Source organism: Ferrimonas futtsuensis DSM 18154, from assembly GCF_000422645.1.
Classification (GTDB): domain Bacteria; phylum Pseudomonadota; class Gammaproteobacteria; order Enterobacterales; family Shewanellaceae; genus Ferrimonas; species Ferrimonas futtsuensis.
Map to the genome: position 1 here is coordinate 70,459 of NZ_AUGL01000016.1, position 20,216 is coordinate 90,674.

Genomic DNA, 20,216 nt, shown 5'->3' on the forward strand with positions numbered 1-20,216 from the left:
CCTAGTGGAGGCTCCTGGGATTGTTCAGAGGGAAGCGGTCGATGGGGCTCTGCAGAACCTGGCCATCTTCGCTGAGCAGGGTATAGAAGCCCGCCATACTGCCCACCGGGGTGGCCAGGGTGACGGCGCTGGAGTAGCTGAAGCGTTCGCCGGGCGCCAGGGTGGGGGTCTGGCCCACCACCCCTTCACCGCTGACCTCATTGAGGCTGCCGTTGCCGTCGGTGATCTTCCAGTGCCTGTGGGTCAGGGTCAGGGTCTGATCGTGCCGGTTTTCCATGGTCACCGTGTATTGAAACAGGAACTGCTGTTTCTCCGGCGCGGACTGGTCGGCGACGTACTGACTTTCAACCTGAATCTGCAGGGGCGGAAGACGCATGATGGCCTCAGTGTCGGCAGAGGTAGTTGGCGATGTCGATAAAGCCGGACACCGGCAGCTGCTCGGGGCGCAGGCCGGGGTCGATGCCGAGCTCCTCGAAGGCGGCGGCATCCAGTTTGCCCTTGAAGCTGTTTCTCAGGGTCTTACGACGCATGTTGAAGGCGGTCAGACACACCTGGCTCAGCACCTCGACGCTGTCCGCAGGGTAGGGCTTCTCTTCATAAGGCACCAGGCGCACCACGGCGGAGTCTACCTTGGGCGGCGGTGTGAAGGCGCCAGGCCCCACTTCCAGTACCGGGACCGCTTTGCAGTAGTACTGAGCCATCACCGTCAGGCGGCCATAGTTCTTGTGGCCCGGGCCGGCACACAGACGCTCCACCACCTCTTTTTGCAGCATGAAGTGCATGTTTTCCACCTTGTCGGCGTACTCAAACAGGTGGAACATCAGCGGGGTGGAGATGTTGTAGGGCAGGTTGCCGAAGATCTTCATCTTCTTGCCCTCTTCCATCAGCGAGGTGAAGTCGAACTTCAGGGCATCGCCCTGATGGATCTTCAGCTTGGCGCCCCAGCCGGGTTGCTGGGTCAGGCGCTCGGCCAGATCCCGGTCCAGCTCCACCACGTTCAGGCAGTCTACCTGCTCGGCCACGGGCTGAGTCAGGGCGCCCAGACCGGGGCCAATCTCCACCAGGGTGTGTTCGTCGGTGGGGTGGATGGCGGCAACGATACGATCGATCACCGTCATGTCATGGAGGAAGTTTTGGCCGAAGCGCTTACGGGCACGGTGGCCCATATGAACATTGTTGCTCATCTATTCTGTTTACTTGTCAGTTCAATAGCTTTGTTTAGGGCGACCAGGAAGCTGCCGGGATCCGCCTGGCCGGAGCCAGCCAGGTCCAGGGCAGTGCCGTGGTCCACTGAAGTACGGATGAAGGGCAGTCCCAGAGTGATATTGAGGGACTTGCCGAACCCCTTGTATTTTAGCACCGGCAATCCCTGATCGTGGTACATCGCCAGCACCACATCACAGTTGTCCAGGTACTTGGGTTGGAACAGGGTGTCCGCCGGCAGGGGGCCGGTGAGATCCATCCCCTCGGCACGCAGGTGGCTCAGAGTGGGCTCGATCACCTCGATCTCCTCCTTGCCCAGGTGGCCACCTTCGCCGGCGTGGGGATTGAGGCCGCACACCAGGATGCGAGGCTTCTCCAGGCCGAACTTATCCTGCAGGTCCCGATTGAGGATGCGGATGATCTGCTCCAGACGCTGTGGGGTGATCGCCTTGGACACGTAGGCCAGGGGGATATGGGTGGTCACCAGGGCCACCTGCAGGCCTTCGGTGGCCAGCACCATCACCACATCCTGGCAGCCGGCCTGCTGAGCAAAGTACTCGGTGTGGCCGGAGAAGGGGATGCCCGCCTGGTTGATGATCCCCTTGTGTACGGGGCCGGTCACCACGGCGGCGAAATCGCCGCTCATGTTCTTTTCGCTGGAGAACCGCAGGGTTTCCACGACGTAGGCGCTGTTGGCGTCATTGAGCTCGCCGCACACCACCGGCGCGGCCAGAGAGAAGGGGGCGATGGTCAGGGTGCCCGCTTCCTGAGGCTGGGGTGCCTTGCCGGGCTGATAGGGTTGCAGCTTGATGGGCAACCCCAGCATCTTGGCGCGGTCGGTGATCAGCTGGGGATCGGCGCAGACCACCAGCTCTACAGGCCAGGCTTGCTGAGCCAGCATCACCACCAGATCGGGGCCGACGCCGGCCGGCTCCCCTGGCGTTACCGCGACACGGACCGTCATTTGGCTTCCACCATCTCGATGTAGGCCTTGGCGCGCATCTCCTGGGACCAGGCCGCCGCCTGCTCATTGAACTTACGGCGGAACAGCAGCTGGTAGGCGCGGTCGGTGTTCATCTTGTCGGTGGTGTCCGTGGTGCGGCGGTCGGTCAGCTGCACCACGTGCCAGCCGTGGGTGGAACGGAATGGCTTGCTGAATTCACCTTTCTTCAGCTTGGCCAGGGCGTTCTTGAACGCCGGCACATAGATTTCCGGGTCGGACCAGCCCAGATCGCCGCCCTTCAGGGCGCTGCCAGGATCCTCGGAGTGCTCCTTGGCCAGGTCGGCGAAGTCGGCGTCACCCTTCTCCACCTCGACCAGGAAGTTGTCCAGCATCTGCTTGGCCATGTCTTCGCTGAGGATGGGGGAGGGCTTCAGCAGGATGTGGCGGGCGCGTACCTCTTCCACTTCCTGCAGTTGCTGTCCGCGGGTTTCCTGAATCTTAACGATGTGGAAGCCGGCGCCACTCTTTACCGGGCCGATGATGTCGTCGGGCTTGGCGCCCTTGACCAGTTCGGCAAACAGAGTCGGCATCTCGTTGATGTTCATCCAGCCCCAGTCACCCCCTTCCAGGGCCTTGGGACCGGCAGAGGCGGCGATGGCGGTCTTGGCGAAATCCGCGCCGTCGTTCAGCAGGCCAAGCACCTTTTCGGCGCGGCCACGGGCCTCTTCTACGGTTTTGGGGTCGTTGTCGCGCACCTCGATCAGGATGTGGCCAACGTGGAACTCGGCGTCCTGCAGCCCCTGCTCCTCAATCATCTTCACCAGGGTGTCGATCTCCTGGGGGGAGATCTGAACCCGGCGTTGTACCTGGAAGCGCTGGACCTGGCCCAGGGTGATCTCGCGGCGAACCTGCTCACGATACTGGGCGTAGTTGTCGCCGGAGGCTTCCACGTCGCTCTTCAGCTGTTCCAGGGTCTGGCCCTGCTCCTGGGCCATGTTCTCCAGGGTCTGATCCAGTTGGATGTCGCTGATCACCAGGCCCATACGTTCGGCCATCTGCAGCTGCAGGCTTTCATTGATCAGGCGGTCAACCACCTGGGTGCGCAGGGCGGTATCCGAGGGCAGAGACTGCCCGGAGCGCAGGGCGCCACGCTTGATGTTGGCGATGCGGTCATCGATCTCGCTCTGCAAGATAATGCCGTTGTTTACCAGCACCGCTACCCGGTCGAGGGTCTGAGGCTGTGCCATCAGGGAGCCGGCCATGGCCAGGGAAGCCACAGCGCCAAAAAGAATATTGCGAACCTTCATCCTCTAATCCATTTCTATGGTGCAGTTATCGCTTAGAGCGTCAGGCTCGGCGACGGTTCCTGCACTGTAACACATTTGTTGCCTCAGTTTCTGAGGTAGTAGGGGCGGCGGTAGTTGAACAAGCCCTCATCCAGCAGGTCGCTGACCCCCAACGGTCCTGAGGATCCCAGCCCCTTCAGCTCGAAGGTGAGGGACCAGCTGGTGTCGAAGTCATTGCGCTGGCTGATGTTGGTAAAGCCGCTGTCGGTGTAGTTGGTGTTCAGGTGGCGATCGTAGCTGAGGCGAATGGCCCAGCAGCAGGATTCCCACTGGATGCCGGCAAAGGTCTCTACCGAACGGTTGAGGTTGGCATCGTAGTAGTAGTTCCCCACCAGGTAGGTGTTGTCGGTGATGGGCCAGGTGGCCCGCATGCCGAACTGGTTGATGTCCACCGACTCGCCGGTGTCGGCGTCGATGGCCAGTTCCGGCACGTAACGGTGGGAGAGTTGCAGCAGCTTGTCCCGGCCCGGACGGTAGTCCAGGGTCACTTCCGACTTGTTGGTGGTATTTGAGTTGGTGTCCAGCTGCAGGGAACCGGCCAGGAACCAGTTCTTGGTGGCCTGCATATCCAGCTCCATCGCCAGGGCGGAGCTGGACTGCTGAATCTGGTTGGACTGGTCCGGCAGGCTCACATCACTGTCGGACAGGTAGAAGATCTGGCCCAGGGCGAAGCGCAGCTTCTCGTTGTTGCTGTCGTCATACACCCGGGTGGCCACACCCAGGGTCAGCTGGTTGGCGTCGGCGATGCGATCCAGGCCGGAGAAGCGGCGGTCGCGGAACAGGCCCGAGTAGTCATCCTGCAGCAGGGCGGTATCGTAGACGCCGATGTCGCTCTGATCCTCATGGGGGATATAGAGGTACTGGGCCTGGGGCTCCAGAGTCTGGCGGAACGGCTGGCCCTGGAAGCTGAGCTGCCGCTCCAGGTTGATCTGTCCGTGCAGGCGCAGCTGGGGCAGGGTCCGGCTGACGAAGTCGTCCAGGTTCTGCTCCAGGGGATCCGTGGTGCCGGTGGGCACATCCTGCTGGTAGAAGGTCTGCATCAGCTTGACCTCACCCAGCAGGCTGGCTGCCGGGGTCTGATAGGGCAGACTCAGGGTGGGCTCCATGTGCCAGCGAATCGCTTCAAGCTGGTTGCTGCCCTGGCTGGCGAAGTGAGTCAGTTCGGTGTCGAAGGCGAAATCCAGGCCGCTGGAGACCTCCGGCCTGTGGTACTGGAAGCTCAGCTGTGGCAGCACCTGAAAGGGAGCGTCCTCTTCACCCAGTACCTTGATGTCCTGCACCTTGATGGCAAAGTTCCAGTCACGCTGGAAGAAGGCGGCTTCCCCTACCCGACTCAGCTGGTTGTCGGTGCTGGTGCTGATGGCGGAGTCGAAATCGTTGAAATAGTTGTCATCACTGATGTCGGCGATGTCGGCGTGCAGGCGCCAGCCGTTGTCCAGGCGGGCGGTGTGCTCCCAGGAGTAGGCCCAGCGATTGGGGTCTCCCTGGAGGCTGTTCAGACGATCGTTGCCGATGTACTCCAGGTTGACCAGTCCGGCGTTGTTTTCATGCAGGTAGCGCCCCTCGGTGCCCAGCCACAGTCCCCGAGAACTCATGAATTGCGGGGTCAGGGTCAGGTCGTAGTTGGGGGCGATGTTCCAGTAGAAGGGGGTGGTGATGTCCACGCCATTCTTGGTGCTGGTACTGATGGACGGAAACAGGAAGCCGGTTTTGCGCTTGTCTGAGACCGGGACGGTCATGTAGGGCACATAGAACACCGGGGTGTCGAACAGGCGCACCTGGGCTTTGTAGATGTGTCCCCACTCCTCGCTGGTGTCGATGACGATCTTTTCCGCCTTCAACTCCCAGTCCGGCACCTCGGCGGGGCAGGTGGTGAAGCTGCCACCACGAAGCACCAGATCGTTGTCATTGGTGATCTCCAGCTGGCCGGCGTCGCCGTGCACCTGCTGGCCATGCAGCCAGTACTGTGCCTGGTTCAGCGTGGCGCTGTACTGGGTCATGTCCGCATCGAGATCGTCGGCGGTGATGGTGATGCTGGGGTCCTGATAGATCAGGTTGCCTTTGGCCAGCACCTTCTGCTCCTGCTGGCGCACCTCGGCACTGTCGGCGGTGATGGCGCGATTGCCCTGCACCAGTTTGACGTCGCCGGTGAAGCGCGCCGCTTCACCGGCGATCGCTTCGCTGCGATCTGCCCGAACGGTCACCGGATCTTTGGAGGCGTCTTTCGACAGGGGAGCATTGGGATCCACCATCAGAGGCACAGGAAGCTTGATGGTACACTGGTTGTCCGGCACCACCACCTGTCCCTCCTGGCTCCAGGCGGCAAAAGGCAGGCAGCAGCACGCTAAGGCGAGTTGAAAACGCATTATTATCCTTTTGGATTGTTCACGGTCGCCGGGCGGATTGTTGCCGCCGCGACCGCTGCCGTCACCGTTCCCCAATGAGTGGTGCCCCTGCCGGTTATGGTCCGGCTTGCGGCGTGTCCGTTGACCCCATCATCGGTGGTGTGACCCCTGGTGAACAGAGACGGACTCGATTCGGTCTGAGAGCCTAATTTTCAACGCGCCGAACAAAACCATTTTTCGCTGGCGCAAAAGACGTATGATAAAGCAATTTTTCCGTTTGGGCTATGCGGAGGAGAGAGATGAGCGACAGCCGTCAGGCAGCGCTGCAACGATGGTTAAACCGGGTGTTTACCTCCCCTGTCGAGGGGCTGGTGTTGATCTTCGGCGACGCCAGTCACAGGCGCTATTTTCGCTGCTTTCATGAGGGAAGCAGCTACATTGCCGTGGATGCGCCGCCGGAGCTGGAGGACAGCGCCCCCTTCCTGGCGATGACCCAGGCCTATCAGCAGGCGGGTTTGCCGGTCCCTGAGGTGATCCATGCCAGTCTTGAGCTGGGGTTCATGTGCCAGAGCGATCTGGGGGACAGCCACCTCCAGGGCCATCTGACTGCGGAGCAGCTGCCCCTGTGGTATGGCCGGGCTCTGTCCCTGCTGCCAGCCATCGCCTCGGTGACAGAACGCGCTGGAGACCCCCTGCCTCCCTATGATGACGCCTTCCTGCGCCAGGAGCTGGCTTTGCTGCCACAGTGGTTCATCAAGGTGCATCTGGACAGAGATCCACAGGAACTGGCTGACTGGTGGCCTCCGCTGTGTGAGTTGCTGGTGGCCAATGCTCTGGAGCAGCCCCAGGTCGGGGTGCATCGGGACTTCCATTGTCGCAACCTGATGGTGGCCGACGGCGCCCTGGCCGTCATCGACTACCAGGGGGCCCTGCTGGGGCCGGTCACCTATGATCCGGTTTCCCTGCTCAAGGATTGTTACGTCAAATGGCCCTGGGCACAGCTTCAGCCTCTGCTGCTCGGTCATTTCCAGGCCCTCAAACAGCAGGGGCTCATCCCGGACACCACGGCCTGGGAGCGCTTCCTGCGTTGGTATCATTTCACCGGTCTGCAGCGCCACCTCAAGGTGCTGGGGATCTTCGCCCGGCTCAGTCACAGGGATGGCAAACACCACTACCTGGAGGATCTGCCTCGGGTGCTGGAGTATGTCATCGAGGCCGCCGAGCTCTATCCGGAGACCGCTGAGCTGGCCAGGGCGGCGCTTGGCTGGCGTCTGCAGCTGGAGGCGGGGCGATGAAGGCGATGATTCTGGCTGCCGGCCGCGGTGAGCGGATGCGGCCCTTGACCGACACCACCCCCAAGCCGTTGTTGCCCCTGCAGGGGCGGCCGATGATCGAGCACCATCTGCAGCGACTGGCCCAGGCCGGTTTTCGCGAGGTGCTGATCAACACCGCCTGGCTGGGCGATCAGTTTCCCAGGGTGCTGGGGGATGGCAGCCGCTTTGGCCTCTGCATCCACTACCAGCACGAAACCCAGGCCCTGGAGACCGGCGGCGGGATTCAGCGAGCCCTCCCCTGGCTTGGGCCTGATCCCTTTTTGGTGGTCAATGGGGATGTCTACTGTGAGCTGGCGTTCAGCGCGCTGCCCCAGCTGGGGCAGCAGGACCTGGCTCACTTGTGGCTGGTGGCCAACCCCGCCCACAACCCCCAGGGGGACTTCGCCCTGAGCGGGGGGCGGGTGCAGGCTCAGGGAGAGGCACGGCTCACCTTCAGTGGCATCGGACTCTACCGTCCAGAGCTGTTCGCCAATTGCACGCCGGGCCGTTTTCCCCTGGCGCCTCTGCTCAGGGAGGCGATGGCGCAACACCGGGTGGGGGGCACCGCCCTGGAGGGACACTGGTGTGACGTGGGCACAGAGCAAAGATTAAACGAACTGGAGCAAAGACTTAATGCAAATTTGGGGTAAGGTGTTCGGCGCACTTCTGGGCTTTTTCTTCGGCCGTTTCGCTGGGATGATCCTCGGCGCCTGGCTGGGCCATATCCTGGTGGACAAGCGTCGCACCCCGAAAGCCGGTCCCCGGCAGAACCTGTTTTTCCACACCACCTTTGCGGTGATGGGCCATGTGGCCAAGGCCTCGGGCCAGGTCACCTCGGCGGACATCGCCCTGGCTTCGGCGGTGATGGATCAGCTGCGCCTCTCCGGCGAGGCCCGCCGGGCCGCCCAGGAGGCGTTTCGTGAGGGGAAATCGTCCGACTACCCCCTGCGGGAGCGGCTGAAGCAGCTGAAGCTGGTGATGGCGTTTCGTCGGGACCTGGCGCGGATGTTCCTGGAGATCCAGATTCAGATCGCCCTGTCTGACGGCAGCATCGACAACCGCGAGCAGCTGATCCTGGCAGAGGTCGCCAATCAGCTGGGCTTCAGCCAGGAGGAGCTGGCGCAGATCATCTCCATGATCAAAGGGGGCAGCCACTACCACAGCAGTGGTGCCCAGGGCCCCAGCCTGGAGGACGCCTACAAGGTGCTTGGGGTCAAGGCCTCCGACGATGAACGCACCATCAAACGGGCGTACCGCAAGTTGATGGCGCAGCACCATCCGGACAAGCTGGCCAGCCAGGGTCTGCCCGATGAGATGATGACTCTGGCCCGGCAGAAGAGCCAGGATATCCAGGCAGCCTGGGAGCGGGTCCGCCAGGAAAGACAGATGAGGTAACCCCATGTGGAGTCGCAAGGAAGCCGAGACCATCCGACGTGCCCTTCAGGGCTGGCAACAGCAGGGGGAGCTGACCACAGAACAGGTACGGCGCCTGGAGCAGGGGTTGGAGGAGCGCCGTTTTGACTGGCTGAAACTGGCCAGGTACAGCTTCTATGTGGCGGTGGCCTCCCTGGTGCTGGCGGTGGCCAGCGTTTTGGTGGACCAGAGGGTGATCGACTGGATCACCGCCATGTTCAATGCCCCGGTGCTGGCCAGGGCCCTGGCCCTCACCCTGCTGGGCATCGGCCTGCTGGCGGTGGGCTTGTGGCGTCGGGGCGATGGGGCCCGGCCCTACCAGGTGGAAGCCCTGTTCCTGGGGTCGGTGCTGGCCTTCTCCGGCGCCCTGGCCTACCTGGGCGAGTATCTGCAGCCGGACAGCGACAGCTGGCGCTGGTACCTGCTGGCCGCCACTCTCCTCTATCTGTTGATGGGCTTGCTGCTGCGCTCTGTGCTGATCTGGGGCATCGCCCTGGCCACCCTGATGCTGTGGCTCTGTGTGCACAGCGTCGAGGTGGCCGGTTGGGAGGGACTGTGGTTTGGCATGAACCTGCCCCTGCGCCTGGCACTGCTGGGTGGGCTGATCGCCCTGGCGGGGCAGGGGATGCAGGCACGGGTGCCCCAACTGGTGCCGCTGACCCGACACTTTGGCTGGCTCAGCGGTTTGGGTTTCCTGTGGCTGGTGTCCATTTTTGGCAACCACGGTCACTGGGATCACTGGGCCGAGGTGGCTCAGTGGCAGCTTTGGCCCTGGGCCCTGGCCGCCATGCTGGTGTGCCTGGGGGCGATCTGGGCGGGCATCCGCTGGTCGATACCGGCACTGCGCCTTTACGGGCTGCTGTTTCTGATTCTCCACCTCTACAGCCGCTACTTCGAACAGCTGTGGGACAGCCTGCACAAGGGAGTGTTGTTTGCCATTGCCGGGCTGGGTTTCTGGTTGCTGGGGACCCAGGCGGAACGGATCTGGTCCAGGCAGCGGGGCGACACCGGAAATATGTAAATGCGAATTGTTTGCATTATCGCGGCTTTGGTGTAGACTAGCTCTTGGGTCAGTCAAAAGCGACCCTCTCTCATCATCTCCTGCACGACCTCTCCTTCGGGAGACCCCATGCCCTCCGCGCACCATCGGAGGGCATTTGCGTTTTTATGGCCTTGTCACCGCTTTTTGGTTTCTAATGACGTTGTGCACACGAGCGGAGAGCAGCGATGAAACAACTGGTGGTCCTGGACGGCTATACCCTCAATCCCGGCGATATCGACTGGCAACCCATAGAGCGTCTGGCCCAGTGCCGGGTGCATGACAGAACCGATGACGCCGACATCCTGGCCCGCGCCGCCGGCGTGCCGCTGCTGCTCACCAACAAGACCCCCCTGACCGCCGAGACCCTGGCCAGGCTGCCGGATCTCAAATACATCGGTGTGCTGGCCACCGGCGTGAATGTGGTGGACCTGGACGCGGCCCGAGGCCTGGGGATTACCGTCACCAATGTGCCCGCCTACGGTCCGGGCTCTGTGGCCCAGATGGCCATGGCCCACATTCTCCACCACGCCAGTCGGGTGGCGCATCACCACCAGCAGGTGACCGAAGGGCGCTGGAGTGACAGTGCGGATTTCTGTTTCTACGATGGCCCGCTGATCACCCTGGAGGGCAAGACCCTGGGGCTGGTGGGTTATGGCGAGATCGCCAGGAGGCTGGCGGCCATGGGGGAGGGGTTCGGCATGAAGGTGGTGGTCACCAGCGCCACACCAAAGCGAGACCTGCCCGAGGGGCGCCGCTGGCTGCCTCTGGAGCCGTTGCTGCAGGAGGCGGACGTTGTCAGCCTGCACTGCCCCCTGACCGACGACAACCACAGGATGATCAACGAGCGCACCCTGGCGCTGATGAAACCTGGGGCCTTGCTGATCAACACCGCCCGCGGCCCGCTGGTGGATGAGCAGGCCCTGGCCGAGGCGCTGATTCGGGGCCACCTGGGGGGGGCCGGACTGGATGTGCTCTCCAGTGAACCGCCGCAGGCGGACAACCCCCTGCTCACCGCCCCCAACTGCAGCATCACCCCCCACAACGCCTGGGCCACCCGCGAGGCCAGGACGCGGCTGATGCAAATCGCCGCCGACAATCTGCAGGCCTTCCTGGCGGGTAACCCGAAAAACAGGGTCTAAAGAGGGTTCAATGGCCGTGGTGATCACCGCCGTGATCTCTTACACTTGGGCCAACTCGCTGTCCCACGGACAGCCGCCTTTTTGATGATGATGGAATGGAGAGATGTTCCAGGACAATCCGCTGCTGCAGCAGCTTAAAGCACAGATTCGTGAAACCCTGCCCACGGTAGAGGGCCAGATCAAAGCCACAGAGCGGGGCTTTGGCTTCCTCGAGACCGACAAAGGGGGCAGTCACTTTATTCCGCCCAGTTACATGAGAAAGGTGGTTCACGGCGACCGGGTCACCGCGGTGCTGCGTACCGAGAAGGAGAAGGAGGTGGCCGAGCCCGACTCCCTGCTGGAGCCTGGTCTGGGCCGCTTTATTGCGCGGGTGAAGTTCATCAAGGAGCGCCTCAACGTCATTCCGGATCATCCCCTGATGAAAGATCCCCTGCGGGCCAAGTGCAACGGGGTCAAGGGCTCGGAACTCGGCAACGGTGACTATGTGGTGGCCCATCTGGTGAAGCACCCCCTGCGTGAAGGGGAACAGCACTTCCAGGTTGAGGTCACCCAGCTGGTGGCCAGCAACGATGACCCCCACATCCCCTGGTGGGTGATCCTGGCCAAGCACGATCTGGCCAAGGCGGAGCCGGCGGACCCCCAGGGCTGGCAAGCTCCGGCTGAGGTGGAGCGCCGTGACCTGACCCAGCTGCCCTTTGTCACCATTGATGCCGAGTCCACCAAGGATATGGACGATGCCCTCTATCTGGAGCCGACCGACTCCGGCTGGAAGCTGTGGGTGGCCATCGCCGATCCCACCGCCTACGTCAGTGCCGGCGACCCGGTGGACCAGGAGGCGCGCAAGCGCGCCTTTACCCAGTACCTGCCCGGCTTCAACGTCCCCATGCTGCCTCGTCAGCTGGCGGACGAGCTCTGCTCACTCCATGAAGGCGAAGTGCGCCCGGCGCTGGTGGCCACCATAGAGGTCAAGGCGGACGGTGAGGCTGGTGAGACCGAGTTCTGCCTGGCCAACATCCGCTCCCACGCCAAGCTGGCGTACGACAAGATCTCCGATTACCTGGAGCGCCAGGGTGACTGGCGCCCACAGAACGAGGTGATCGATGCTCAGGTGACGGGGTTACACCAGCTGGCTCTGGCCCGCATCGCCTGGCGTGAACAGCACGCTCTGGTGTTCCCGGACCGTCCCGACTTCCGTTTCGAAGTGGACGATGCCGGTAATGTGCTGGCGATTCATGTGGATCACCGGCGCATCGCCAATCGCATCGTCGAGGAGAGCATGATCCTGGCCAACACCTCAGCCGCCACTTTGCTGGCAGAGAAGGCGGGTCAGGGGGTGTTCAACGTCCACGCCGGCCTGGACAGCGAGCGCCTGGAGGGGGCCCGCGAGATGCTGGCGGAGAATGGGGTGGAGTTCACCAGCGATCAGCTGCAGACCCTGGAAGGTTACTGTCAGTTGCGCCGCGCACTGGATGCCCAGCCTGACGGCTATCTGGATGCCCGTCTGCGACGGATGCAGGCGTTTTCCGAAATGGCCGCGACACCGGGTCCCCACTTCGGCATGGGTCTGCAAGGCTACGCCACCTGGACCTCCCCCATTCGCAAGTATGGGGATATGGTCAACCACCGTCTGCTGAAGGCGATCATCGCTGGCGAGCAGGCCCCGGGGCCGGACGCAGAGCTGATCGATCATCTGGCGACCATGCGCAAACTGCACCGTATGTGCGAGCGAGACGTGGGTGACTGGCTGTACGCCCGCTTTATGGCGCCCCTGGCGGGAACCCCTCAACGCTTTACCGGGGAGATCATCGACATCAACCGTGGCGGGGTGCGTATGCGCCTGAAGGAGAACGGTGGCGTGGTGTTCATGCCTGCGCCCTTCATCACCGACCATAAGGAGCGCCTCAAGCTGAGTGCCGATCAGGGTCGCGCCCTGTTTGATGACCAGCCGGTGTTCCATCTGGCTCAGGAGCTGGAGGTGACCATCAATGAGGTGCGTGTCGCCAGTCGCAGCATCGTGGTGCAGCCGGTGATCAAGCTGGATTGAGTATCACTGTGAACGAGAAAAGGTCGCCCATGGGCGACCTTTTTTATGCCGGCAGGGAGGGTGTCAGCCCTATATTGGCGCGCCTGGCGGCATCGGCAGGGGCTGCGCTATCACCCGGATCGTCGGGTCGGTCAGCCCCAGTTTCAGGGCCTGGCCCAACTGACGATAGTGGCCGGCGGTCATGGCGTCGGAGCGACGGGCCCGGCGCTGCAGTTTGTCCTGCAGATCCAGCAGTTGCCGGCCCAGCAGGGCGCGCAGTTCCGGGTCGCTATGCTCACTGTGGGTCACGTCGAGCAGGGCATCCACCGCCACCGCATTGACCCGCATCCTCAGGCCAGCCATCTGGCCCTCATCCAGATCTTCCAGCAGCAGTCGCTCCTGAAGCTGTTCCACCAGCCCTTCCACACTCGGCAGTTCATCGTCTTCCCTGTGCTGCTGCATCATCCGGTTGAGCCTCTGCGGGGTCAGCATCCAGCTCAGGGTGTGACGGGCGGCCACCTCGGCCATCCCCAGGGGATCGGCCACCACCCCCTGCCGCGAACCGAAATACTCCCGGTCGGGCTGATGACCCAGAGCCGGTGGCAGCAGTTGCTCCTGCAACGAGGTGGGCAGGGCCAGGAACGCCGGCGTCAGTGTGGCCCACAGGGCCTCGAGGGCCTGACGCTGCTGGTCACCACTGACCCAGCGGCGCTCCGCCACCTCATTGCTGGCGTAGTGGTACTCCACGCCACCCAACTGGGCGGCGACCGCTTCCACCTGGTAGCGATGAAGCAGGTAGAGGGGCACCAGGGCACGGGTCAGCTCGCTGTTGGGCTCCCCCTCCAGCAGCATCTGTGGGCCCAGGCCGGCCAGGGCCTGGGAACGGATCTGCCGCAGTTGATTCAGCTGGGTAGCGGGGTCATCGCCGTTATCCCACAGGTGGGCACTGGGATGGGCACTGTGATTGCTGCGGGCATCCGGGTCGCCGATGAATCTGAGGCCCCGCTCCCTGGCCTGAGCGGCCAGGGCTGTCTGACGTTGGGGCTCGCCATAGCCGAACAGGATGGCGTGTTTGTCCCACTCTCCGAGGCCGGTGTCGTAGGCCTGGTCGATGCCTATGGTCTCGCCCTCCAGGGTTATCCTGGGGTGAGGGTAGTCCATCACCGAGCCTCCCTGGGTGGTTGAGGCGGCAAAGTTGTGGGCCAGTCCCAGAGTATGGCCGACCTCATGGGCCGCCAGTTGCTTGAGCCGGGCCAGGGCAAACAGCCGGGACTGGGCGTTGGCCTGGGCGCGGTCGGTCCAGCCTGAGGTCAGCCCCCGGGCGATCAGCAGGTCATGACGTACCCTCAGCGAGCCCAGTGAGACGTGCCCCTTGAGAATTTCACCACTGCGAGGATCGATCACCGCATCGCCAAAGGACCAGCCCCGGGTGGCCCGGTGTACCCACTGAATCAGGTTGTAGCGGCTGTCCTGGGGGTCGATCCCGTCGGGCAGCGGCTCCACCCGGAAGGCATCCAGGTAGCCCGCTTCCTCGAAGGCCCGGGTCCACCAATTGGCCCCCTCGAGCAGGGCCGAGCGCATGGGCTCGGGTACGGCGCTGTCCAGGTAGTAGACAATGGGTTTCACCACCGCAGAGGGCGATGGCCCCGGGGTGATCTTCTCCAGGCGGAACCTGGGCAGCCAACGTTGCACCAGCGGACGTTCCAGGGGTTGGCCATAGTCGTGGAACCGATAGTCAAAGAACCCCGATTCCGGATGATAGGGTGCGGGCTCCATGGGGCTGTCGGGCAGTGCCATAAAGGAGAAGCGCACCCGCAGGCTGAGCCGGTAGGGGTCGGCGGCCACCTGCCACAACTGCGCTCCGGGTCTCTGCCCGCGCAGGCTCAGCTCCATATCGATGTCGCTGTTGTTGGGAAAGCCTTTGAGGCCGTTATCCGGGATGAAGCTCAAGCCGGGCTCAACGGAGTACTGCCCCTGCTCGGTGTGCCCAAGGCGGGTGGCGATGCCGTGCAGGTCCTGGTGCAGCAAGGGGGTCAGGTCCGCCTTGCCATCATCAAGGACACCCCGCCACAAAATGGCCCCGGCGAAGGCTTCGGCGGCGGCGCGGCGCGCCTCTGGATTGGCCGAGGCCGCCCGGTAGATCGGGTTGAGCTGGCGCAGCACCAGGGCGTTGCCATGGCGCTCGAACTGCACCAGGCGTCGGTGACCCAGCTGCCCCCGGTCCAGACCCACGTCGTTGGAGCCCAGACCGGCCGGCAGGCTGGTCAGCAGCAGCATGGGGGTTTCCAGGGCGGGCTCAGTCAGCAGCAGCCGACCATCCCGCTCCAGGGTCAGGGGCAGCAGTGACGCGGTCTCGGCACGCAGGGGCAGGGCCAGGACCAGGGCGATCACCCAGAGGGCCAGGCGCAGAGAGGGTTTGAGCATGGGGCATCCTTGTCGCGATCAACATGGGGCTAAGCCCCGGATTTTCCCAGTCTATGTGGCTTTTGGGCGTGGCTCAACCCAGGGCGGCATCGCCGGGGGGCGACAGGCGTCGCCACAGGTGCAGGCTGACCCCGAGGCCGATGCCAGCCAGGGCCAGTTTGAACAGGACCAGCGGCGCCAGGGTGATCGCCAGAGCCATGCCCAGCCACAGGCTGGCCAGGGTCAGCGCAAGCTGCCTGGACGTCATCGGCCGACGGTTCAGGTAGGCATCCAGCGGCGGACCGAACCAGGGATGAGTCATCAGCCAGCGCTGACAGGCGGGGTGGGCCCGGCTGAAACAGACGCTGGCCAGCAGCAGGAAAGGTACCGTGGGCAACAGCGGCAGGGCGATGCCCAGCAGGGCCAGCGCCAGGCACACACTCCCGGGGATCAGCCAGGGCCAGTTGATCTGATGCACCAGCGCAACCGACTGTAACTTTGAGGTGGTTGCAGCAGTATCCACTGAAGTAACTGAGGTTTTACTTCCGCTCATCTTTTGCACAACGCTCCTTGATCCGGATCATGGGGGTCATTTTTTGACTGAGTTAGGGTGGATTTTGAACAACGTTGCCTCAACAAGGAGTTCCCTATGTCACACTGGCTCTCTCTGATCATGGAAAGTCCCATCGGATGGATGTCCCTTCTGGTGATTCTGGCCACCTGCGGTATCGTGGGTTTCATCGGCTGGATGTTCTGGAAAAAGTCCGAACTGCCGCCCACCTCGCATCAGTAACGATAATTATTCTCATTGATGGTGGTGAGATCAAGCCAGAGTGGGGCGGGAGTCCGCAGCGCGTGACCGTCGTCACTGTTCAGGAGGGCGTCAGTCGGTGAGCCTGGGCAATCGAGCCAGATGAATGGAGACCGCCAGGCCAATGGTGGCCAGAAGGATCTGTACTGCGGGCACCGGGGCCAGATAGATGGCCCCGGCCATGCCGATCCAGATGCTTACCAGGCTGCCCAGCAGCTGGCGCAGGGTCAGTCCGCGCCGCTCCAGGTAGTTGCGAATCACCGGCCCCAGCAGCCTGTGGTTGAACAGCCAGGCTTGCATCCGGGCGGATGAGCGGCTGAAGCAGGCGGCCGCCAGCAGCAGGAAGGGCACCGTGGGCAGCAGCGGCAGAAACATCCCCACCAATCCCAGCCCGGCACACAGGGTGCCGACCCCGATCAGCAGGTAGCGGGTCAGCGGCGCGCGCCGGTAGGTTTTTACCTTGGCCGGCGCGGTGTCGGATTGTTGTTTCATCCCCGCACCTCTTCACCCAGCCAGCGTTTCACCGTGGCGAACAGTTCCGGCAGGATGATCGGTTTGGTGATGTGGTCGTTCATCCCCGCCGCCAGACTCTTCTCCCGGTCGCCGGTCATGGCATGGGCGGTCATGGCGATCACCGGCAGGGTCTGAGCATCGGCGAACTGACGGATGGTCCTGGTGGCGGTGAGGCCATCCATTACCGGCATCTGGATATCCATCAGCACCAGATCGAAGGGCTGCTCTTTGGCCAGGTCCACGGCGATCTGACCGTTCTCCGCCACGGTGACCCGGTAGCCGGCGCTCTTCAGCAGTTCGGTGGCCACCTGCTGGTTGATCAGGTTGTCCTCCACCAGCAGGATGTGGGCCTGGGTCTCTGGCGTCTCCTCCTTCTCCTGTTCAACCTTGGGCTGGCTGGTGTCATCCGGACCCAGGGTCAGGGCCAGTTGATCATAGAGATAGGAGGCATCAAACGGTTTCTGCAATACCGCGTCGATGCGGCCATCCTCCACCAGGGCGGTGAGGGAGCTGCCGGTGTAGGCGGTCATGATCAGTATGATGGGGCGCTTCTCCAGAGTGCCGTCGGCCACCATCTCGTCGATGCGTTTCACCACCTCGATGCCATCCATGTCCGGCATCATCCAGTCCAGCAGCAGCAGGTCCGGCGCCTGTTTGGCCAGGCTGGTGACCGCCTGCTGGCCGTTCTGGGCCAGCTCCACATTGAACTGGAAGCCGCGCAGGTAGGTGGAGTAGATCTGCAGGGCGGTGGGGTTGTCGTCCACCACCAGGGCGGTGAACTGACCGCCATGGGGAGCCCGCAGCCGGGTGTCCTGGGGGGGCTGTTCCACCCGTTTGGCGTCGATGGTGAAGCTGAAGGTGGAGCCCTGTCCCGGGGTACTGCGTACCGACAGGTCGCCGCCCATCAGGTTCACCAGGTGCTTACTGATGGAGAGGCCCAGGCCGGTGCCGCCGAAACGACGGGTGGTGGAGCCGTCCGCCTGGTTGAAGGCGTCAAACAGGTGCTTCTGCTTCTCCTCCTCGATGCCGATGCCGGTATCCCGTACCCAGAACTTCAGGCGGATGCGGCCATTGTGCTCCTTGAGATCCTCACAGCCCAGCTCCACTTCGCCGTTCTCGGTGAACTTCACCGCGTTGGAGAGCAGGTTGATCAGCACCTGCCCCAGTCGCAGGGGATCGCCAATCAGATGCAGGTTGGCGCTGACCGAGGAGAACAGCTGCAGGTCGACCCCCTTCTCCTGGGCCTTGATGGCGTTGAGGCTGACCGCGTGTTCCAGCACCTGGTCCAGGCTGAAGCGGGTCTGCTCCAGCTCCAGCTTGCCCGCCTCGATCTTGGAAAAGTCGAGGATGTCGTTGATGATGCGCAGCAGGGACTCGGCGCTGTACTTGGCCTTCTCCAGGTAGTCCTTCTGCTTGGGGTTGAGCTCGGTGCGCAGGGCCAGGTGCATCATGCCGATGATGGCGTTCATCGGCGTGCGGATCTCGTGGCTCATGTTGGCCAGGAACTCACTCTTGGTGACGTTGGCCAGTTCCGCATCCTGCTTGGCTTCCAGCAGGATCACCTCGTGTTCTTTCTGCTGGGTGATGTCCTTGTGGGTGCCCAGCAGACGCACGGGTTCGTCCTCTTCATCCCGCTCCACCAGGCTGCCCCGGGAGAGGATCCAGCGGTAGTGGCCATCCTTGCCCTTCATCCGGAACTCGATATTGAACGGGGTGCTGGAGTCGTCCAGGTAGGCGTCGATGTAACTCTCCACCCGCTGACGGTCGTCCGGGTGCATCAGCCGGTAGTAGGTCTCAATAAGCAGCGGGAACTCGCCGGGCTCATAGCCGAGCATGGTGTAGTAGGCCGGGTTGCAGATCAGCTGGTTGGCATCCAGGTACCAGTCCCATACCCCATCTTCCACCGAGTCCATCGCCAGGTGGTAACGCTCCTCCGACTGCTTCAGCTTCTCCTGCTGCTCCGACTCGCGGGTGACGTCCCGCCAGACGATGATCAGCCCCAACAGTTCGCCGCGGCCGTTGTAGAAGGGCAGCTTGAGGATGTCCATCAACAGGGTTCGGCCGTTGTGTTCGCTCTGCTCGCGGTAGCGCAGGGGCACCCGGTCCCGCAGGATGCGGGCGTTCTCTTCGGCAATGCGTTTGCCCTCTTCCCCGCCGAGGATGTCGTTGACCGTCAGCCCCAGCAGTTCGCTCTCCTTGTGGCCCATCAGGGTCTCGGCGGAGCGGTTGCAGCCCAGGATCCGCCCCTCCACATCCTTGAACATGATCGCCTCAGGCATGGCATCGATCAGTGAGCGCATCAGGGAGAAGTCGCGCTCGCGCCGCTCGTTGGCTTCCCGCAGGCGGGCGGTGCGCTTGGCCACCAGTTTGTCCAGGCGTCGGTTCTGTGCCGCCAGGTGCTGGGTGTATTGCTGGTTCTCTTCGAAGGTGCGGGAGATCAGCTCGAACCAAGGCTCCCAACCCTGGATCACCCGCTCCGGGGGCGGGGTGGGCTGATGGGCACAATCCTCAAGGTGGTTCAGCAGCTTGGACGCCGGGCTGACGAAGGCGCGCCGGGTCAGCCAGTGGACCACAGTCACCAGCAGGGACAGGGCGATGATCACCATCAGGAAGGTGGACTCCAGCTTCTCCCAGGCGTCCGCCACCACCTCCTGCTCAGGCTGCAGGTAGAGCAGGGACCAGGGGGCGTTGCTCAGCTTCACCGCCCGCACATAGTAGCCGTTGATCAGCCGTGCCTGGCTGTCATCCAGCAGCTGCTCCAGAGGCACGTTGTGCAGCTGGGCGGGGATCCGCTGGCTCAGGTGATAGGTGCGGGGCAGCTCGTCCAGGTGCATGTCCGGGTAGGAGAGCACGTTGTTGGCGCGGTCCAGCAACAGCACGGTGCCCGGCAGGTCGAAGTAGCGCTCGATCTGCTCGGTCAGGGTGGAGAGCTTCAGCTCCATGTAGATGGCGGAGAGGAAGGTGTCCCCGACGTACACCGGGATCCCCACGGTGGTGGCCAGCTTGTCGTCGGTGGTGCGGTGGGCGTCGGACCAGAACACCTTGCGCTCCGGGTTGAGCTCAGGCCCTGCCATGTCGAACAGCGGGGTCTCCAGCATCTGGGGTTCGAACTGATGATCCGGTCCCGGCCAGGGGTAGATGGACATCATGTGCTGTTTGGACAGGTAGTAGATGTTGGCACTCTTGGGCGCCATCTGCTTGGTGACCGGCATGCTCAGGGACATCTGGTACAGGGTATCCAGTTCCCGGTAGAACAGGGGGGAGCGGCCATTCAGCGGGCCTTCACCGGAGATGTGGCCCTTCTCGGCGAAGGTGTGGCGGGCGTTGCGGTAATCGGGCCTCAGGGAGAAGCGCTCTCCCTCGAGAATAAACTGGTTGTGGGAGGAGATCTGGTTCAGCTGGGTGGCGTCGGAGTTGCGCATGTGGATGGCGGTAAATTCCTGCAGCGCCTGTACCGCACGGATGCTGGCATCCAGCAGCAGCTCTACTTGGTGGGAGTGCTGGGTCACCTGCTCCACCTTCTCCGCCAGCAGCTGCTCCTTCTGCTTGGTGAATACGCCAGCCGCCACCAACAGGGAGAGAACCACCACCCCCAGGTAGGTGTAGAACACGGCTTTGTTGTAGTTGTTGAGAATCGGCGTCTTCACTGTGCGCTTTCCAGGTGCGAACTTGCTGAGAAGGCATCAGTGTAACAGAGGTGAGGGCCAGTTCACCCCACCGAA

General features: G+C 63.0%; 16 protein-coding genes. 7 read left to right on the forward strand and 9 right to left on the reverse strand.

The genetic code is table 11. The annotated features are described in order from the left end of the window. Position 1 precedes the first annotated feature (1 nt). From apaG to lptD, 5 genes are all read right to left on the reverse strand, one after another. On the reverse strand, positions 2-376 hold the full coding sequence (gene apaG, locus G505_RS0111625; protein ID WP_028109707.1) for a Co2+/Mg2+ efflux protein ApaG: 375 nt from the start codon (positions 374-376) through the stop codon (positions 2-4). Between the two features lie 7 nt (positions 377-383). Continuing rightward, a complete protein-coding gene (gene rsmA / locus G505_RS0111630; RefSeq protein WP_028109708.1) occupies positions 384-1,184 on the reverse strand; it encodes a 16S rRNA (adenine(1518)-N(6)/adenine(1519)-N(6))-dimethyltransferase RsmA in 801 nt (266 codons plus the stop codon). After that, positions 1,181-2,167, reverse strand: a complete 987-nt coding sequence (pdxA, locus tag G505_RS0111635) for a 4-hydroxythreonine-4-phosphate dehydrogenase PdxA (protein ID WP_028109709.1) — start codon at positions 2,165-2,167, stop codon at positions 1,181-1,183. The genes rsmA and pdxA overlap by 4 nt, the downstream gene beginning before the upstream one ends. Then, the gene (gene surA / locus G505_RS0111640; RefSeq protein WP_028109710.1) at positions 2,164-3,453 is read right to left on the reverse strand and encodes a peptidylprolyl isomerase SurA; all 1,290 of its coding nucleotides are present in this window, start codon (positions 3,451-3,453) and stop codon (positions 2,164-2,166) included. Before surA ends, pdxA begins: the two co-directional genes overlap by 4 nt. Before the next feature lie 83 nt (positions 3,454-3,536). Then, positions 3,537-5,858, reverse strand: a complete 2,322-nt coding sequence (lptD, locus tag G505_RS0111645; RefSeq protein ID WP_028109711.1) for an LPS assembly protein LptD — start codon at positions 5,856-5,858, stop codon at positions 3,537-3,539. Positions 5,859-6,136: 278 nt separating this feature from the next. Here lptD and G505_RS21400 point away from each other — a divergent pair, with 278 nt between their 5' ends. The 6 genes from G505_RS21400 to G505_RS0111675 all read left to right on the forward strand — a co-directional run bounded on the left by G505_RS21400 (position 6,137) and on the right by G505_RS0111675 (position 12,788). After that, positions 6,137-7,132, forward strand: a complete 996-nt coding sequence (locus tag G505_RS21400) for an aminoglycoside phosphotransferase family protein (RefSeq protein WP_051216121.1) — start codon at positions 6,137-6,139, stop codon at positions 7,130-7,132. Next, positions 7,129-7,800: an N-acetylmuramate alpha-1-phosphate uridylyltransferase MurU gene (gene murU, locus G505_RS0111655; RefSeq protein WP_028109712.1), complete on the forward strand. Its 672-nt coding sequence runs from the start codon at positions 7,129-7,131 to the stop codon at positions 7,798-7,800. The genes G505_RS21400 and murU overlap by 4 nt, the downstream gene beginning before the upstream one ends. Next, a complete protein-coding gene (djlA, locus tag G505_RS0111660; RefSeq protein ID WP_028109713.1) occupies positions 7,784-8,545 on the forward strand; it encodes a co-chaperone DjlA in 762 nt (253 codons plus the stop codon). The genes murU and djlA overlap by 17 nt, the downstream gene beginning before the upstream one ends. 4 nt (positions 8,546-8,549) lie before the next feature. Then, the gene (locus tag G505_RS0111665; protein WP_028109714.1) at positions 8,550-9,584 is read left to right on the forward strand and encodes a hypothetical protein; all 1,035 of its coding nucleotides are present in this window, start codon (positions 8,550-8,552) and stop codon (positions 9,582-9,584) included. Positions 9,585-9,790: 206 nt separating this feature from the next. Beyond that, a complete protein-coding gene (locus G505_RS0111670; protein WP_028109715.1) occupies positions 9,791-10,744 on the forward strand; it encodes a D-2-hydroxyacid dehydrogenase in 954 nt (317 codons plus the stop codon). Between the two features lie 103 nt (positions 10,745-10,847). Then, on the forward strand, positions 10,848-12,788 hold the full coding sequence (locus tag G505_RS0111675) for an exoribonuclease II (RefSeq protein WP_028109716.1): 1,941 nt from the start codon (positions 10,848-10,850) through the stop codon (positions 12,786-12,788). A gap of 69 nt (positions 12,789-12,857) precedes the next feature. On the opposite strand, the gene G505_RS0111680 is transcribed toward G505_RS0111675, so the two are convergent. After that, entirely contained in the window at positions 12,858-15,191 is a 2,334-nt protein-coding gene (locus G505_RS0111680; RefSeq protein ID WP_028109717.1) for a zinc-dependent metalloprotease, read from the reverse strand. A gap of 73 nt (positions 15,192-15,264) precedes the next feature. Beyond that, positions 15,265-15,648 (reverse strand): YbaN family protein, encoded by a 384-nt coding sequence (locus G505_RS21405; protein WP_169628213.1) that lies wholly within the window; start codon positions 15,646-15,648, stop codon positions 15,265-15,267. A gap of 171 nt (positions 15,649-15,819) precedes the next feature. Between G505_RS21405 and G505_RS22755 the strand changes: the two genes are divergently transcribed. Continuing rightward, a complete protein-coding gene (locus tag G505_RS22755; RefSeq protein WP_084643962.1) occupies positions 15,820-15,963 on the forward strand; it encodes a DUF3149 domain-containing protein in 144 nt (47 codons plus the stop codon). A 90-nt stretch (positions 15,964-16,053) separates the two neighbouring features. On the opposite strand, the gene G505_RS0111695 is transcribed toward G505_RS22755, so the two are convergent. Then, positions 16,054-16,473 (reverse strand): YbaN family protein, encoded by a 420-nt coding sequence (locus G505_RS0111695; RefSeq protein ID WP_051216124.1) that lies wholly within the window; start codon positions 16,471-16,473, stop codon positions 16,054-16,056. Then, positions 16,470-20,141 (reverse strand): response regulator, encoded by a 3,672-nt coding sequence (locus tag G505_RS0111700; RefSeq protein ID WP_028109720.1) that lies wholly within the window; start codon positions 20,139-20,141, stop codon positions 16,470-16,472. Before G505_RS0111700 ends, G505_RS0111695 begins: the two co-directional genes overlap by 4 nt. Positions 20,142-20,216: the final 75 nt, after the last annotated feature.

Coding starts and splice junctions, on each gene's coding strand:
- apaG (WP_028109707.1), bottom strand. CDS start 376: ATGCGTCTTCCGCCCCTGCAGATTCAGGTTGAAAGTCAGTACGTCGCC.
- rsmA (WP_028109708.1), bottom strand. CDS start 1,184: ATGAGCAACAATGTTCATATGGGCCACCGTGCCCGTAAGCGCTTCGGC.
- pdxA (WP_028109709.1), bottom strand. CDS start 2,167: ATGACGGTCCGTGTCGCGGTAACGCCAGGGGAGCCGGCCGGCGTCGGC.
- surA (WP_028109710.1), bottom strand. CDS start 3,453: ATGAAGGTTCGCAATATTCTTTTTGGCGCTGTGGCTTCCCTGGCCATG.
- lptD (WP_028109711.1), bottom strand. CDS start 5,858: ATGCGTTTTCAACTCGCCTTAGCGTGCTGCTGCCTGCCTTTTGCCGCC.
- G505_RS21400 (WP_051216121.1), top strand. CDS start 6,137: ATGAGCGACAGCCGTCAGGCAGCGCTGCAACGATGGTTAAACCGGGTG.
- murU (WP_028109712.1), top strand. CDS start 7,129: ATGAAGGCGATGATTCTGGCTGCCGGCCGCGGTGAGCGGATGCGGCCC.
- djlA (WP_028109713.1), top strand. CDS start 7,784: ATGCAAATTTGGGGTAAGGTGTTCGGCGCACTTCTGGGCTTTTTCTTC.
- G505_RS0111665 (WP_028109714.1), top strand. CDS start 8,550: ATGTGGAGTCGCAAGGAAGCCGAGACCATCCGACGTGCCCTTCAGGGC.
- G505_RS0111670 (WP_028109715.1), top strand. CDS start 9,791: ATGAAACAACTGGTGGTCCTGGACGGCTATACCCTCAATCCCGGCGAT.
- G505_RS0111675 (WP_028109716.1), top strand. CDS start 10,848: ATGTTCCAGGACAATCCGCTGCTGCAGCAGCTTAAAGCACAGATTCGT.
- G505_RS0111680 (WP_028109717.1), bottom strand. CDS start 15,191: ATGCTCAAACCCTCTCTGCGCCTGGCCCTCTGGGTGATCGCCCTGGTC.
- G505_RS22755 (WP_084643962.1), top strand. CDS start 15,820: ATGTCACACTGGCTCTCTCTGATCATGGAAAGTCCCATCGGATGGATG.
- G505_RS0111695 (WP_051216124.1), bottom strand. CDS start 16,473: ATGAAACAACAATCCGACACCGCGCCGGCCAAGGTAAAAACCTACCGG.